The sequence below is a fragment of the Curtobacterium sp. AC272 genome, from assembly GCF_979258155.1.
The window spans coordinates 1,448,774-1,464,903 of the sequence record NZ_OZ409838.1; the positions used below are offsets into that span (position 1 = coordinate 1,448,774).

16 protein-coding genes are annotated in these 16,130 nt (G+C 69.7%); 11 read left to right on the top strand and 5 right to left on the bottom strand.

Features of this window, described 5'->3' with window-relative positions; translation table 11 throughout:
• Positions 1-125 precede the first annotated feature (125 nt).
• From ACZZ0J_RS07325 to ACZZ0J_RS07375, 11 genes are all read left to right on the top strand, one after another.
• Positions 126-1,142, top strand: a complete 1,017-nt coding sequence (locus ACZZ0J_RS07325) for an ABC transporter substrate-binding protein (RefSeq protein WP_463436003.1) — start codon at positions 126-128, stop codon at positions 1,140-1,142.
• Positions 1,143-1,200: 58 nt separating this feature from the next.
• Positions 1,201-1,476, top strand: coding sequence for a hypothetical protein (locus ACZZ0J_RS07330; protein ID WP_463436005.1), 276 nt, complete (start codon positions 1,201-1,203; stop codon positions 1,474-1,476).
• A gap of 4 nt (positions 1,477-1,480) precedes the next feature.
• The gene (locus ACZZ0J_RS07335) at positions 1,481-2,416 is read left to right on the top strand and encodes a carbohydrate ABC transporter permease (protein WP_463436007.1); all 936 of its coding nucleotides are present in this window, start codon (positions 1,481-1,483) and stop codon (positions 2,414-2,416) included.
• A 118-nt stretch (positions 2,417-2,534) separates the two neighbouring features.
• A complete protein-coding gene (locus tag ACZZ0J_RS07340) occupies positions 2,535-3,308 on the top strand; it encodes a carbohydrate ABC transporter permease (protein ID WP_463436009.1) in 774 nt (257 codons plus the stop codon).
• Positions 3,309-3,428: 120 nt separating this feature from the next.
• Complete coding sequence (locus tag ACZZ0J_RS07345; protein WP_463436011.1) at positions 3,429-4,118, top strand: alpha-L-rhamnosidase N-terminal domain-containing protein; 690 nt, start codon at positions 3,429-3,431, stop codon at positions 4,116-4,118.
• 11 nt (positions 4,119-4,129) lie between these two features.
• A complete protein-coding gene (locus tag ACZZ0J_RS07350) occupies positions 4,130-5,755 on the top strand; it encodes a family 78 glycoside hydrolase catalytic domain (protein ID WP_463436013.1) in 1,626 nt (541 codons plus the stop codon).
• Positions 5,756-6,103: 348 nt separating this feature from the next.
• The gene (rhaI, locus tag ACZZ0J_RS07355; RefSeq protein WP_463436015.1) at positions 6,104-7,276 is read left to right on the top strand and encodes an L-rhamnose isomerase; all 1,173 of its coding nucleotides are present in this window, start codon (positions 6,104-6,106) and stop codon (positions 7,274-7,276) included.
• A gap of 4 nt (positions 7,277-7,280) precedes the next feature.
• Positions 7,281-9,380 (top strand): bifunctional aldolase/short-chain dehydrogenase, encoded by a 2,100-nt coding sequence (locus ACZZ0J_RS07360; protein WP_463436017.1) that lies wholly within the window; start codon positions 7,281-7,283, stop codon positions 9,378-9,380.
• Positions 9,381-9,401: 21 nt separating this feature from the next.
• Positions 9,402-10,877, top strand: a complete 1,476-nt coding sequence (locus ACZZ0J_RS07365; protein WP_463436019.1) for a rhamnulokinase — start codon at positions 9,402-9,404, stop codon at positions 10,875-10,877.
• Between the two features lie 128 nt (positions 10,878-11,005).
• The gene (locus ACZZ0J_RS07370; protein ID WP_123672509.1) at positions 11,006-12,199 is read left to right on the top strand and encodes an alpha-hydroxy acid oxidase; all 1,194 of its coding nucleotides are present in this window, start codon (positions 11,006-11,008) and stop codon (positions 12,197-12,199) included.
• 342 nt (positions 12,200-12,541) lie between these two features.
• Positions 12,542-13,495: a glycoside hydrolase family 16 protein gene (locus ACZZ0J_RS07375; protein WP_463436021.1), complete on the top strand. Its 954-nt coding sequence runs from the start codon at positions 12,542-12,544 to the stop codon at positions 13,493-13,495.
• Between the two features lie 132 nt (positions 13,496-13,627).
• On the opposite strand, the gene ACZZ0J_RS07380 is transcribed toward ACZZ0J_RS07375, so the two are convergent.
• From ACZZ0J_RS07380 to ACZZ0J_RS07400, 5 genes are all read right to left on the bottom strand, one after another.
• Positions 13,628-13,876, bottom strand: a complete 249-nt coding sequence (locus ACZZ0J_RS07380) for a hypothetical protein (protein WP_235035885.1) — start codon at positions 13,874-13,876, stop codon at positions 13,628-13,630.
• A 62-nt stretch (positions 13,877-13,938) separates the two neighbouring features.
• Positions 13,939-14,157: a hypothetical protein gene (locus ACZZ0J_RS07385; protein WP_463436023.1), complete on the bottom strand. Its 219-nt coding sequence runs from the start codon at positions 14,155-14,157 to the stop codon at positions 13,939-13,941.
• A gap of 173 nt (positions 14,158-14,330) precedes the next feature.
• Positions 14,331-14,945, bottom strand: a complete 615-nt coding sequence (locus tag ACZZ0J_RS07390; protein ID WP_463436025.1) for a class I SAM-dependent methyltransferase — start codon at positions 14,943-14,945, stop codon at positions 14,331-14,333.
• Positions 14,942-15,478, bottom strand: coding sequence for a hypothetical protein (locus tag ACZZ0J_RS07395; RefSeq protein WP_463436027.1), 537 nt, complete (start codon positions 15,476-15,478; stop codon positions 14,942-14,944). Before ACZZ0J_RS07395 ends, ACZZ0J_RS07390 begins: the two co-directional genes overlap by 4 nt.
• 83 nt (positions 15,479-15,561) lie before the next feature.
• A complete protein-coding gene (locus ACZZ0J_RS07400) occupies positions 15,562-16,095 on the bottom strand; it encodes a hypothetical protein (protein WP_463436029.1) in 534 nt (177 codons plus the stop codon).
• Between the last annotated feature and the right edge of the window lie 35 nt (positions 16,096-16,130).

Consider the following 16,130-nt stretch of genomic DNA (forward strand, 5'->3'; position numbering starts at 1 on the left):
CAATCGACGTGGTTCCATCCTGATTGAAACGTTCTAAACAGCAGCAACCGGAGCCCACGACGACGCGGGATCCGGGTCCGTTTCACCCGGGGTACCCCGCCCCGGGCCTTACGAGGAGGTAAGGAATGTCAGCTCGTTCCCTGACCACGAGGACGCTCACCAAGCGCGCCGTCGTCAAACGGCTCGTCGCCATCGGCGGCGCCACGGTCCTGATCGGCGGGCTCGCGGCGTGTTCGTCCGGCGGTTCCGCCGACGAAGGCGGCGGCAAGGTGCAGATCACCTACCAGGCCGACAACTCACCCGCGACCGCAGCCACCGCTGAGCCGCTCATCACGGCGTTCGAGAAGGCCAACCCCGACATCACGGTCAAGTTCGACACCCGCCCGCAGGGCACCGACGGCGACAACCTGGTGAAGACCCAGCTGTCGACCGGCGAGATGGCCGACGTCTTCAACTACAACTCCGGTTCGCTCATGCAGGCCCTCAACCCGGACAACACCCTGGTGGACCTGTCCGACGAGAGCTGGACGAAGGACGTCGACGAGCAGTTCACCAAGGTCGTCAGCACCGACAAGGGCGTCTACGGCGCACCCTTCGGAACGAGCTTCGGCGGCGGCGTCATGTACAACAAGAAGGTCTACGCCGACCTCGGACTCAGCGTCCCCACCACGTGGGACGAGTTCATCAGCAACAGCGAGAAGATCAAGGACGCCGGCAAGGTCGCCCTGATCATCCAGACGTACGGCGACACCTGGACCAGCCAGCTGTTCGTGCTCGGTGACTTCGCCAACATCACGGCGCAGGACAAGGACTGGGCGGACAACTACACCGCGAACAAGGAGTCCTACGCCAAGGACCCCGCACTCGCCGGCTTCGACCACCTCGCCGAGGGCAAGGACAAGGACCTCTACAACGAGGACTACGCCTCGGCCACGCAGGCGAACGGCCTGAAGATGCTCGCCGACGGCACCGGGGCGCAGTACCCGATGCTGACGAACGCGATCTCGACCCTGCAGCAGGACAGCCCCGACGCGGTCGAGGACATCGGAGCTGTTCGCGCTGCCGGCCGAGGACGCCGACGACACGAACCTGACCATCTGGGAACCGAACGGCCTGTACATCCCGAAGACCACCGAGGGTGACGAGCTCGCCGCGGCGAAGAAGTTCATCGCCTTCGCGAACTCGGCCGACGGCTGCAAGGTGCAGAACGACACCGGAACGCCCGGTGGCCCGTACGTCATCTCGACCTGCTCGCTGCCGGACGACGTGCCCCCGATGATCGACGACCTGCAGAAGTACCTGGACGACGGCAAGGCGAGCCCGGCGCTCGAGTTCCTGTCCCCGATCAAGGGCCCGAACCTCGAGAAGATCTGCGTGCAGGTCGGCTCGGGCATCACCAACGCGGCCAAGGGTGCTGACCAGTACGACGACGACGTCGTCCAGCAGGCGCAGCAGCTCGGCATCAAGGGCTGGTGACACGGTGACCGCGACACTCACGACGGCACTCGAGCCGGCGAAGACCCGAGCGGGTTCCGGCGGGACCGGTCCCGCGCGCAAGCGGATGCGCTCGTTCTACCCCGCGTGGTTCTTCATCCCCGCGATCGCGCTGTACGTCGTGTTCTTCGCGGTCCCCACCTTCGCCGGGTTCTACTTCTCCCTCACCCGCTGGACGCTGTTCGACCAGACCTTCATCGGTTTCGACAACTTCGTCCGGTTCTTCCAGGACCCGCAGCTCGTCTCCGGGTTCGTGCACACGTTCCAGTACGGCTTCGTGACGAGCGCGGCGAAGGTGGTCATCGGACTCGCCCTCGCCCTGCTCCTCACGTCGCCCGTGCTGGGGCGCGGCTACCTGCGGGCGGTCGTGTTCTTCCCGGTGCTCGCGTCGACGATCGGCATCGGCATCACGTTCAAGGCGCTGATGGACCCGTTCCACGGGATCATCAACGGCGTGCTGGGTTCGGTCGGCCTCCCCACTCCGGGGTGGCTGACCGACCCGGCCCTCGCCCTGTGGAGCGTCGCCGCGGTGGACGTCTGGAAGGGCGTCGGCATCGCGACGCTCATCTTCATCGCCGGCATCGTGGCGATCCCGCAGGAGTACTTCGAGGCCGCACGGGTCGACGGCGCCAGCGCGTGGTCGATCTTCCGGAACATCACCCTGCCGCTGTCGCGTCCCGCGATGGGCACCGTCATCATCCTGTCGCTGATCGGCGGGCTGCGGTCCTTCGACCTGATCTGGGCGATGACCGGCGGTGGGCCAGGATTCACCAGTGACGTCATCGCGAGCGTCATCTACAAGCAGTACCAGGCCGGGTTCTACGGCCTGTCGACCGCCGGCAACGTGGTCTTGTTCGTGGTCGTCACGGCGATCATGGTCCCGATCTCGTGGCTCCTGAACCGCAAGGAGGCGGACCTGTGACCGCCGTCACCAGCCCCCGCCGGACCGCCGGCCGTGCGCCGACGCCGGCGAGCCGGAACCGCCACCGGGCCGGACCCGCCGGTGGATCATCGGCTCGATCGCCATCGTCGTCAGCTTCGTGGTGTTCCTGGTGCCGTTCGTCTTCGTCCTGCTGCAGGCCATGAAGAACCCGGCCGAGGCGAACCAGCTCGGCTTCAGCCTGCCGACCGAGTGGCAGCTCTGGCAGAACCTGCAGGCCGTGTTCGGATCCGGTGACGGCGTGATCGTCCGCGCGTTCCTGAACAGCGCGGTCCTGACCGTCGGCAGCGTGCTCGTGATGGTCGTGTTCTCCGCGATGGTCGGGTACGTGCTGCAGCGTCGTCCGAGCAAGTGGAACGGCGTGATCAACTTCTTCGTCCTGGCGGGCCTCATCGTCCCGCCGGCGATCGTCCCGACGATCTGGGTGCTGCAGGGGCTCAACCTGTTCAAGACCATGGGCGGGATGATCCTCATCGAGGCGACCTTCGGCCTGTCGTTCTGCATCCTGCTCTTCCGGGCGTTCGTGGCGACGATCCCGAAGGAGCTCGACGAAGCAGCCGTCCTCGACGGTGCCGGACCGATCCGTCTCTTCTTCGGCGTCGTGCTGCCGCTGCTCAAGCCGGTCATCATCACGGTCGTGCTCGTGCAGTCCGTCACGGTGTTCAACGACTTCACGAACCCGCTGTACTTCCTGCCGGGGTCCGAGAACGCCACGGTGCAGCAGACGCTCTACTCGTTCCAGAGCCAGTCGGTCAGCCAGCTCAACCTGCTGTTCACCGACGTCCTGCTCATCACGATCCCGCCGCTGATCCTCTACATCTTCTTCAACCGACAGATCGTCGCCGGCATGACCAGCGGCGCCGTCAAGGGCTGACGCCCGACCCCGGCCTGGAGGCGCGGCTCGCCTCCTCCGGTCGTCCCACCTCGACGGGACGGCCGGTCCCACGACCCCGCACCGGTCGACGACGACCGGTCGCGTGAAAGGACACACCACATGACCGCCTGGACAGCACCGTTCATCACGAGCGACGCCGACCTCGGGAGCGCACCGATCCTGCGCCGCGAGTTCACCCTCGACGACGGCCACGGCGCCGTCACGAGCGCGACCCTCGACGTCAGCGCCCTCGGCGTCGTCGAGGCGTGGCTCGGTGGCGAACGCGTCTCCGACCACCTGCTCGAACCGGGGTGGACGAGCTACGAGTGGCGCATCCGCGTCGTCTCGCACGATGTCACGCCACACCTGACCGAGACGCCCGCGGGTGGCGCCGCCGTGCTCGCACTCGTGCTCGGCAAGGGCTGGGCCGCCGGTCGGCTCGCCTGGGGCGGTGGCGGCGGCTGGTACGCCGACGAGCCCGCCGGGTTCGCCGAGCTCCGCATCACGTTCGCCGACGGCCACGAACAGCTCGTCGCCACCGACACGGACTGGCAGGCCCTGTCCAGCGCGATCACCGCCGACCAGCTGTACGACGGCGAGGACATCGACGCCCGGCTCCGCGACGGCTCCTTCCTGACGCCCGGCGAGGTCACCACACCGAGCATCGACGGCCACGAGGGACGCACCAGCGCCGTGCGCACCGTCGACATCGGCGAGCGCGAACTCGTCGCCGACACCGTGCCGCCGGTCCGGCCCTCGCCGAGATCGCCCTCGTCGAGGTCTGGACGAGTCCGTCCGGCGCGACGCTGATCGACTTCGGCGTGAACCTGGTCGGCTGGCTCCGCCTGACCGCGAGCGGGCCCGCCGGCACCGTCCTGACCCTGAAGCACGCCGAGGTGCTCGAACACGACGAGCTCGGCACCCGCCCGCTGCGCACCGCGAAGGCGACGGACCACTTCACCCTGAGCGGAAGCGGCGTCGACGGTTCCGGCACCCCGGACGTGTTCGAGCCCCGCTTCACCTTCCACGGCTTCCGGTACGCCCAGGTCGACGGCTGGACCGGCACGCTCGACGAACTCCGATCGGCCGTCACCGCGGTGCAGGTCGGCTCCGACCTGACCCGGACGGGCACGTTCGAGTCCAGCCACGAGCTGCTCAACACGTTCCACGACAACGTCATCCGGGGCATGCAGGGCAACTTCCTGAGCGTCCCGACCGACTGCCCGCAGCGTGACGAGCGCCTCGGCTGGACGGGCGACATCGCGGCGTTCGCGCCGACGGCGTCCTACCTGTTCGACACCCGCGCGTTCCTGGGCGACTGGCTCCGCGACGTGTGGCTCGAGCAGCAGCACGCCGACGGTGTCATCCCGTTCGTGGTGCCGGACGTGCTCAAGTACTCCCCCGCCGAGGACTTCGGCACCCCCGACGCCACCGCCATCTGGTCGGACGCCGGCGTCTGGGTGCCGTGGACCCTGTACCAGGCCTACGGCGACACCGCGGTGCTCGAGGAGCAGCTCGACTCGATGACGGCGCACCTCCGCCGGATCAAGGGCCACCTGTCCCCCGAGGGCCTGTGGGACACCGTCTTCCAGTTCGGCGACTGGCTCGACCCGGACGCCCCGCCGGAGGACGCGGCCAAGGCGAAGGCCGACCCGGGCGTCGTCGCGACGGCGTGCGCGTACCGCAGCGCGACCCTGGTGGCGCAGGCGGCGCGGTTGACGGGCCACGAGGCGGAGGCGACGGAAGCCGAGGAGCTCGCCACGGGCCTCCAGGCCGCGTTCCGTCAGCACTACGTGACCGACGGCCGCATCCGGAGCGACTGCACCACCGTCTACGCGCTCGCGATCGTGTTCGGCATCCTCGACGAGGACGACGAGCGCCGTGCGGGCGACCGCCTGGCGGAGCTGGCCGAGCAGTCCGGGTACCGGATCTCGACGGGCTTCGCGGGGACGCCGTTCATCACCGACGCGCTGACGCAGACCGGCCACCTCGACGACGCGTACCGGCTGCTGCTGCAGACGGAGTGCCCGTCGTGGCTGTACCCGGTGACGATGGGCGCGACGACGGTCTGGGAGCGTTGGGACTCGATGCTGCCGGACGGCACCATCAACCCGGGTGAGATGACCTCGTTCAACCACTACGCACTCGGTGCCGTGGCGGACTGGATGCACCGGGTGGTGGGCGGTCTGTCGGCGCTCGAGCCGGGGTACTCCTCCGTGCTCATCGCACCCCAGCCGGGCGGCGGTCTGACGTGGGCGTCGACGTCGCTCGACTCCGTGCACGGGCACATCGCGGTGCGGTGGGAGCTCGTCGACGGCGAGCTGCTCGTGCGCGCGGTGGTGCCCGAGGGCGTCACCGCAGTGGTGCGCCTGCCGGGTGCTGCGGAGCAGCGGCTCGGCGCCGGCTCGCACGAGCTGCGCGCGCCGGCTGCCGTCCCCGCGGCGTAGCGCGGGGGCGGAAGATGGCCGGTCACGGTGGGCGCGTGGGACGCCTGACGGCGCTCGCCCGGCGTCGCGCCCCCGGGCGGTCTTCGCGCCCCGACTCTTCGGGGCGCGAAGACCGCAACGGGCGCGCAGCCCGCGCCCGTCCCGCGCCCGTCCCGCGCCCGTATCGCGCCCCGTGCCGCGCCCGTCCCGCGCCCGTCCCGCGCCCCCGTGCGCGCATCGCGCCCCGACTCTCCGGGGCGCGAAGACCGCAACGGGGCGCGCGACGCAGCACCACCCCACACGGTTGCGGCAGCCCGCCGCGACCCGTACTGTATGAAACGATTCAATCGCACACGAGGAAGTGACACGATGACATCGACCCCGACCTTCACCGGCATCGCCGACCAGCTCGCACGACAGCAGATCGAGCTGCCCAGCTGGGCCTTCGGCAACTCCGGCACCCGCTTCAAGGTGTTCAGCACGCCCGGCACCCCGCGCGACCCGTACGAGAAGATCGCCGACGCCGCCCAGGTGCACGAGTACACGGGGCTCGCACCGACCGTGGCACTGCACATCCCGTGGGACCTCGTCGACGACTTCAGCGACCTCAAGCGGCACGCCGAAGAGCACGGCGTCTCCCTGGGCACCGTGAACTCGAACACGTTCCAGGACGACGACTACAAGTTCGGCGCGCTGACCCACGTCGACGAGACGATCCGGCAGAAGGCGATCGACCACCACCTGCGCTGCATCGACGTGATGGACGCCACCGGCAGCCGCGACCTGAAGATCTGGCTCGCCGAAGGCTCGAACTACCCCGGGCAGGAGGACATGCGCTCCCGCCAGGACCGCCTGCACGAGTCGCTCAGCACGATCTACGACCGCCTCGGTGCCGACCAGCGCCTGGTGCTCGAGTACAAGTTCTTCGAGCCGTCGTTCTACCACACCGACGTGCCGGACTGGGGCACGAGCTACGTGCAGACGGCCGCGCTCGGCGACAAGGCGATGGTCTGCCTCGACACCGGCCACCACGCCCCCGGCACGAACATCGAGTTCATCGTGATGCAGCTCCTGCGCCTCGGCAAGCTCGGCAGCTTCGACTTCAACTCGCGGTTCTACGCCGACGACGACCTGATCGTGGGCGCAGCGGACCCGTTCCAGCTGTTCCGCATCCTGGTCGAGGTCATCCGCGGCGGCGGCTACGACAACCACGACGTCGCGTTCATGCTCGACCAGTGCCACAACATCGAGGACAAGATCCCCGGTCAGATCCGCTCCGTGCTCAACGTGCAGGAGATGACGGCCTGGGCGCTGCTCCTCGACCGCGTGGCCCTGACGGCGGCGCAGGAGGCCCACGACGTCCTCGGCGCGAACGAGGTCTTCATGGACGCATACCAGACCGACGTCCGGGCGGACCTCGCCGCGTGGCGGGAATCACGCGGCCTGCCGGCGAACCCGATGCGCGCGTACCTCGACTCCGGGTACCAGCAGTCGATCGCCGAGGACCGCGTCGGCGGCGTCCAGGCCGGTTGGGGCGCGTAGACAGATGACCACAGGACTGGAGGCTCGGGTGGACCCCGCAACGCACCTCACGGATGCAGACACCACGATCAGTGCGCTCATCGCGCGCTCGAACGCGCTCGGCTCCGATCCGCGGATCACGAACTACGCCGGCGGGAACACCTCGGCGAAGGGCACCGACACCGACCCGGTCACGGGCGAACCGGTCGAGCTGCTCTGGGTGAAGGGTTCCGGGGGCGACCTCGGCACCCTCACCCCGGCGGGCCTCGCAGTCCTGCGCGTCGACCGCGTCCGTGCCCTCCAGGACATGTACGCATCAGACACAGGCCCGGGGGTGGAGCGCGAGGACGAGATGGTCGCAGCGTTCGACTACACGCTGCACGGCAAGGGCGGTGCTGCGCCGTCGATCGACACGGCGATGCACGCCCTCGTCGACGCCGCGCACGTCGACCACCTGCACCCGGACGCCGGCATCGCGATCGCGACGGCGGCGGACGGACCGGCCCTGACGTCGACGATCTTCGGCGACACGGTGGTGTGGGTACCGTGGCGCCGACCCGGGTTCCAGCTCGGGCTCGACATCGCCGCGATCAAGCGGGACAACCCGCAGGCGATCGGCACGATCCTCGGCGGCCACGGGATCACGGCCTGGGGCGAGACGAGTGAGGAGGCCGAAGCGAACTCGCGCTGGATCATCGACACCGCCGAGCAGTACATCGCGGAACACGGGAAGGCCGACCCGTTCGGCGGGACCCGAGCAGGCTTCGACGCACTGCCGACCGACGAACGCCACGCACGTGCCGCCGCCCTCGCACCGACGATCCGCGGCATCGCCGGGCACGACAAGCCCGTGGTGGGTCGCTTCACCGACTCGGACGTCGTGCTCGACTTCCTGGCGAGTGAACGGGCCGAGGAACTCGCGGCCCTCGGCACGAGCTGCCCGGATCACTTCCTGCGGACCAAGGTGAAGCCGCTCATCCTCGACCTGCCCGCTTCGGCGAGCATCGACGACACCATCGAGCGGCTGCGGACGCTGCACCAGCAGTACCGCGAGGACTACCAGGCCTACTACGACCGTCACGCCGACGAGACGAGCCCGGCGATCCGCGGCGCCGACCCGCTCATCGTGCTGGTGCCCGGCGTCGGGATGTTCTCGTACGGCAAGGACGCCCAGACGGCCCGTGTCGCCGGGGAGTTCTACATCAACGCGATCAACGTCATGCGCGGCGCCGAGTCGCTGAGCACCTACGACCCCATCGACGAGGCCGAGAAGTTCCGCATCGAGTACTGGGCCCTCGAAGAGGCGAAGCTGCAGCGGATGCCGGCCCCCAAGAAGCTCGCCACCCGCATCGCCCTGGTCACCGGCGCCGCGAGCGGCATCGGCAAGGCGATCGCGAAGCGCCTGGCTGCCGAGGGCGCCGCGGTCGTCATCGCCGACCTCGACCTGACGAAGGCGCAGGAAGCCGCAGCCGAGATCGGTGGCCCGGACCAGGCGATCGGCGTCGCGGCGAACGTGACGGACGCCGGCGCGATCGACCAAGCGGTCCAGCAGACGCTGCTGCACTTCGGCGGCCTCGACCTCGTCGTCAACAACGCCGGACTGTCGCTCAGCAAGGGCCTGCTCGAGACCACCGAACAGGACTGGGACCTGCAGCACGACGTCATGGCGAAGGGGTCGTTCCTGGTGTCCAAGGCGGCGGCGAAGGTCCTCATCGAGCAGGGCCTCGGCGGCGACATCGTGTACATCTCGTCGAAGAACTCGGTGTTCGCCGGTCCGAACAACATCGCCTACTCGGCGACCAAGGCCGACCAGGCGCACCAGGTCCGGTTGTTGGCGGCGGAGCTCGGTGAGCACGGCGTCCGCGTCAACGGGATCAACCCCGACGGCGTCGTCCGTGGCTCGGGGATCTTCGCGAGCGGCTGGGGAGCGAACCGTGCGAAGACCTACGGCATCGAGGAGCAGGACCTCGGCGCGTTCTACGCCCAGCGCACGATCCTCAAGCGCGAGGTCGTGCCGGAGAACGTCGCGAACGCCGTCTACGCCATCTGCACCGACGACTTCTCGCACACGACCGGGTTGCACGTGCCCGTCGACGCGGGCGTCGCCGCGGCGTTCCTCCGCTGATGTCCCACGAGAGGTAGCGACATGACGAACAGTGGCACCGTCGCCGCCGTCGACCTCGGGGCCACCAGCGGCCGGGTGATCCTCGGGCACGTCGACACCGACGGCGTCCGGATGGAGCACGTCGCCCGGTTCCCGAACGGCCCCGTGACCCTGCACGAGCACGACCACGAGGCCCTGCACTGGGACGTCGTCGAGCTCCACCGACAGGTGACCGACGGCCTCCGTCAGGCGTTCGCCATGCACCCGGCGATCGTCAGCATCGGCATCGACTCATGGGCGGTCGACTACGGTCTGCTGCGCGACGGTCGGCTGCTCGGCCTGCCGTACCACTACCGCGACGAGCGGCACGAGGGCGGCGTCGACCGTGTGCACCGACGGATGGACGCTGCCGAGCTGTACGCCCGGAACGGTCTGCAGCACCTGGCCTTCAACACGATGTTCCAGTTCGCGGCCGACCCGTCGCTGCAGCTCGCGCAGCGGGCGCTGCTCGTCCCCGACCTGCTCGGCTACTGGCTCACCGGTGTCGAGGCGGCCGAGCGTACGAACGCGTCGACGACCGGCGTCCTGAACGCGACGACCCGCGGGTGGGACCCGGCGTTGCGGGCTGCTGCGGGCCTCCCGGCAGGCCTCCTGCCCACCCTGCGTGACCCGGGCGACCGACTCGGGCCCCTGCTGCCGTCCGTCGCCGACGCCGTCGGCGGGCAGGCACCCGTCACGCTCGTCGGCTCGCACGACACGGCCTCCGCCGTCGTCGCGGTCCCCGCGACCGAACCGGACTTCGCGTACATCTCCTCCGGCACCTGGTCGCTCGTCGGCGTCGAGCTCGACGCACCCGTCCTGTCGGACGCGGCGCGCGACGCGAACTGCACCAACGAGAGCGGGGTCGACGGCCGCGTCCGGTTCCTGAAGAACGTGTCCGGACTGTGGTTGCTCTCCGAGAGCGTCCGCACCTGGGAGCGTGACGGCGAGGGCATCGACCTGGAGGCCCTGCTCGCCTCCGCCGCGGCCGTCACGGCCCCGGTCCCCGTCTTCGACCCCGCCGACGAGTCGTTCACGGCGCCTGGCGACATGCCCGCGCGCATCGCCGCCTGGTGCGGCGACCACGGGCTGAGCGCGCCCGCGTCGCGGGCCGAGTTCGTACGCTCGATCCTCGAGTCACTGGCCGCCGCGTACGCGGAGACACTTGCGACGATCAGCACCATCACGAGCAAAGACGTCCGACAGGTGCACATCGTCGGCGGCGGATCGCAGAACCGACTGCTCTGCCAGCTGACGGCCGACCGCACCGGGCTGCCCGTCCTGGCCGGGCCCGTCGAGGCGACAGCGCTCGGCAACATCCTGGTGCAGGCGCGGGCATCCGGACTCGGCGGCCTGCGCAGCGCATCGCTCGAGGCTCTGCGCGCAACGATCGCCCGCACCGTCGAGCCCGTCCGGTACACCCCGCGGGCCGATCACACCTCCCCACAATCCGCTCCGAGACGTAGGATGTCTGTATGACCTCGATCGACGACCAGCACCGAGTCGACCCCGCAACCGGGGCTCCGGCAGCGACCCCCGGGGCACCGTCGACCCGGCGGACACCGATCAAGCGGCAGCTGCCGACGGTGCGTGACCTCGCGCCGCTCATGCAGTTCAAGAAGCCTTCGCTGCCCGGTCGGCGTCAGCGCCTCGAACAGGCCCTGACGATCTGGGACCTGCGCGACATCGCCGCCCGCCGCACGCCGAAGGCCGCGTTCGACTACACCGAGGGCGCCGCCGAGGCCGAGATCTCGCTCGCCCGCGCCCGCCAGGCGTTCGAGGACATCGAGTTCACACCCGCGATCCTGCGTGACGTGTCGTCCGTGGACACCTCGCGTTCGGTGTTGGGCGCGCCGGTCGCGTACCCGTTCGGCATCGCCCCCACCGGGTTCACGCGCATGATGCAGACCGAGGGCGAGCGCGCCGGGGCCCGGGCAGCGGGACGCGCGGGCATCCCGTTCTCGCTCTCCACCATGGGCACCACGGCGATCGAAGACGTCCGCGACGCCAACCCGAACGGCCGCAACTGGTTCCAGCTGTACATGTGGAAGGACCGCGAGAAGTCGATGGCGCTGGTCTCCCGCGCCGAGAAGGCCGGGTTCGACACACTGCTCGTCACGGTGGACGTGCCCGTCGCCGGCGCGCGACTGCGTGACAAGCGCAACGGCTTCTCGATCCCGCCGCAGCTCAGCGCCCGGACCGTGCTGAACGCCATCCCGCGGCCGTGGTGGTGGTTCGACTTCCTGACCACCGAGCCGCTGGCGTTCGCGTCGCTCGACCGGTGGTCCGGCACCGTCGGGGAGCTCCTCGACCACATGTTCGACCCGACCGTCACCTACGAGGACCTCGCCTGGATCCGCGACCAGTGGAAGGGCAAGGTCGTCGTCAAGGGCGTGCAGTCCCTGGCCGACGCGCGTCGTCTGGCGGACATGGGCGTCGACGGGATCACGCTGTCGAACCACGGCGGACGCCAGCTCGACCGCGCACCCGTGCCGTTCCACCTGCTGCCCTCCGTGGTCAAGGAGGTCGGCATGGACACCGAGGTGCACCTCGACACCGGCATCATGTCGGGCGCGGACATCGTCGCCGCCGTGGCGCTCGGTGCGAAGTTCACGATGGTCGGCCGCGCGTACCTGTACGGGCTGATGGCGGGCGGCGAGGCCGGCGTCGACCGGATGATCCAGATCCTGTCGGAGCAGATCGAGCGCACGATGCGGCTGCTCGGGGTCACGTCGCTCGACGAGCTCGAGCCCGGGCACGTGACGCAGCTGCAGCGGTTGCAGCCGGTGCCGCGCGGCTGAGGCTGCGGGCTGGCCCGAGACTCGGGGTGGGCGACGGTTCCCGCGGCTTCGGCCGCGAGTCCGGTCGCCCACCCCGAGTCTCGTGTGCCCGCCGTTCACCGCGCGTTCGAGTGCCGATTCGGGCGATTACCCCCGAACGGGGCACAAATGATGCAAGATGTCCGTGGACGCGTCACCGAACCCCTCGGCATCCTGCCCCTGGCGCGCCGTCCCCTCCCCGCATCCTGCGCCCGAGCACCACGAGGAGCCCGACATCTCGACCCGAAGCACGTGCACGCCCATGCGCGGCACGACCCCCGCGACCACCACGCCCATCACCCCCACCACCGAACGGCACACCCGATGAGCCGCCGTCGCGCGATCCTGGCGGCAGCGACCGCCGGTTGCCTGGCACTCGGCGTCCCCACCGCCTCCGCCGCCTCCGCTGACAGCTGGTGGGGCTGGGGCGGACACCGCCACGGGCAGCACGCCCCGGTGACCCCCACTCCCGCCCCCTCGTACACTGCGACCCCGGCCCCCTCGGACGACGAGGAGTCGGACGCGACGCCGACGGAGACGCCCGCGCCGACCGCCGAGGCCGCACCGATCGAGGACACCACCCCGACCGAAGCCGCGGAGCCGGACGCCGAGGCCGAGGCCTCGGCCGAACCGCAGAACGAGGTCGCCGACACCTCCGCTGCGCCGGCCGCCTCGTTCGTCGAGGACTTCACCACCGACGCCGTCACCGGCCTCGTCTCGCGGCTCTACCCGCAGTCGTGGCAGCCCTACCCCGACGGCACCTCCGGCATCTACGCGCCGAGCAAGACCGTCTCGGTGCACGACGGCGTCATGGACGTCGCCCTCGGCACCGGAGCGGGGGCGGCCGGCACGTTCGGCTCCTCCGCCGGAGCCTGGGACCACGTCGGCGGATCGTTCTCCGTCCGCGCCAAGGCGACCGGTGGCGACGGCAACGGCGCGGCGTTCATGCTGTGGCCGACGTCGGGCACCTGGTCCGACGGCGAGATCGACTTCCCCGAGGGCAACTTCGAGGACAGCCCCTCGGCCTTCCACCACTCGATGACCCCGGGCAAGGAGGCCGACCGCGTCCAGATCGGCACCGGCGTCTCGTGGCGCGACTGGCACACCTACACGGTGGACTGGGTGCCCGGAGAGTCGGTCACCTACAGCGTCGACGGCAAGGTCCTCGACACGATCACCCACGACGTGCCGACGACCCCGCACCGCTTCATGTTCCAGGTCGGCAACTGGGGCGAGCAGGGCAACCTGCTCATCGACTGGGTCTCCACCACGGAGTGAGCGTTCGGCCCACTGCGTGGGCATTCGGCCGCTGAGTGAGCAGAAGACGTCGGGTCCCGCACGGGTACCCGACGTCTTCTGCTCACTGGGACCTCGCTCGCAGGGTGACCGACAGGCCGACGGAGGCCGACTTCAGTCCATGGCCTGATACCGAACGGCGCCATCGGTGGACCGGTACGGAATCGAGAAGCTCGAGCAGATCACGCCGTTCTCGTAGTCGTCCTTGACCGTGTCCATGAAGGCGTACGCCTCGTCGTCTGTGGCGAAGACGCCCAGGACCGTGTTGTCCGGTGACTCGTCGTGCTGGACGATCCAGACCTCCCCGCCGGCGAAGGGCTTCGGGCGTCGGAAGAAGCGTGGCCCCGGGCTCCGTCTACTCACGAGGGAGAGTGTAGGGGCGCGCTGTTCGCTAGCCGATCCGGTACGGGGCGCTCCACCGCCCCTCAGCGCCTGAGGAACTCGGCGACGAGCGTGGCAGCTGCGATGACGCCTCCGAGAACAAATCCACAGCCTGCGAATCGTGTGAGTTCCGGAGTGAACTGGCCTCCCCAGAACTCCCCTTGCACTTTCCGCGCGAAGCGGGCGATCGGCTTCGGGAAGAGGATGAGGATACAGCCCCATGTGACGCCGAGCACTGCCAGCCCGACCAAGAACACGCCCACCTCGCTGAGCGTAGTGCGGTCGCGCAGCGCAAGCGATGAGAGTAGTCCCTGAACCCGAGATCGGCTTGCGGGACACCTCGTACGACCGCCGGGACCATGGGTGGGTACCGTGCCCTGGTTTCAGACGATTCGCCTGGTCGAGCGCATTCCGACTCCATCCCGTCATCCGTGCGTCAACGCGGGCGCCGCCACGTGATCACGTACCGCCACAGCGGGTGTCGGCGGTACTCGGAGCCCATCAGGACTGCACGCGCGGTGTGTTGGACCTGGGCGTACGAGTGCGGTGGTGGCCAGCACGTCGGCGCGGAGTGTTCCCAGTAGCCGCGCCGCCATGAGAACCAACGATGCTGCACGACACCAGCCAACCCGAGGACGTGATCACGCAGCCGGGTGGGCTTCGCGAGTCCGACGACCACCAGGGTGCCGCCTGGCGCCGTGAGGTCTGCGAGGCGAGCGAGCCCGGCTGACAGGTCCGGCAGGTGGTGCACCGTCGCGACCGAGGCCACCACGTCGAACTGCCGACCGAAGTCGTGTCCCATCACGTCACCGTGCAGCCACTCGATCCCGGTGTCGGCGTTCGCGGTGCGGGTGGCGCGCAGGACGTCCGCATCCATGTCGATCGCCGTGACGTCGAACCCCGCGTCGTACAGGTCACGGGCGAGCAGACCGTCGCCGGTCCCGACGTCCAGGGCGGTGTGCGCCCCCTCCGGCACGGCATCGAGCACCCGGGCGTGGAAGTGCGTGTTGTGGTTCCAGCGCCGCTCCGGATGCGGGACGTCCTGGGTCACGGGCTGCTGGACTGCCGGACGGTCCAGGTTCCGCGCAGGGTGGTCAGCAGGTGGTCGATGTTCCGCAGTGCCCGTCGGGTCTCCCAGACGGAGTACGCGCACATCCCCACGAACAGCACCAGCAGCAACCACCACCACGGGCTGATCACGAGTGCTGCCCAGATCGAGAACGCTGCGAACAGCACGCCCGCGATCGGGACGACCACCCGGTTGTTGCGGTACCGCCACCGGGTCGAGTCGAGCTCGCGTGCCCACACCACGGGATCGGCAGACTCCGGCAGGACGCCGGTCCGGACGGCGCGCTGGATGCCCACCGCCGTCTCAGTGCCGCCTGCTCGACGTCGTCGGACCGCGATCGCGATGCCGAACCCCGCGGTCGCGATCGTCGCGTACGCGATCGCACCGATCGCCCGCTCGAAAGGCGCGAAGTCATCGGAGCCGGTGAGGAGGCCCGTCGCGAACCACACCGACCACAGCACCACGAACAGGATGGGCAGCAGCGCCGGCAACGGCAGCCTTCGGAAGCGGTCCACGGTGTCCCCTCGTCGTGTTCGAGTCGTCCTCGGTTCTTCCACGATGCCGACGGCATCCGGGAGTCCGCTGGGTACTCGCGCTGCTACTGGCCGCTGCGCTCCCGCCGGCGGACCACGAGCGTGCCGATGCCCTGCACGACGAAGCACAGGCCGCTCGCGATGACCAGCACCGCTGTCAGGAGCCCGGCAACCGTTGCACCGTCGAACACGAGGGGCGCGACGCCCACGGCGACGAAGATCCCGCCCATCACGATGACCACGATCGGGTTCGGGGCGATGAAGAACCGGCGCCCACCGTTCGCTTCGGCGATGGCACGGTCGCGAGCCTGCGGGACGGCGTCCGGCGACCGACCCGCGATCCGGTCTGCACGGCGCCGCAGCGCTCGGAGGACGAGCCACACGACGAGGCCGATCACGATGCCACCGAGGAGCGCGGCCCACTCGGCCAGGCCGAGGAAACCGAGGACGACCCGCGCGAGGAAGCCGGCCACGATGCCGACGACCATCGCCGTGGTGGTCCGGTCGGTTCGACCGTCGACGCCCGTCACGTAGCCGGGGCGGCGGGCGTAGGGATCGTGCTCGTCGGCGGGTCTCTCGTCGACACGTTCGGTTGCCATGGGTCGAACCTACCGATCGCCGGACGACTCGTGGC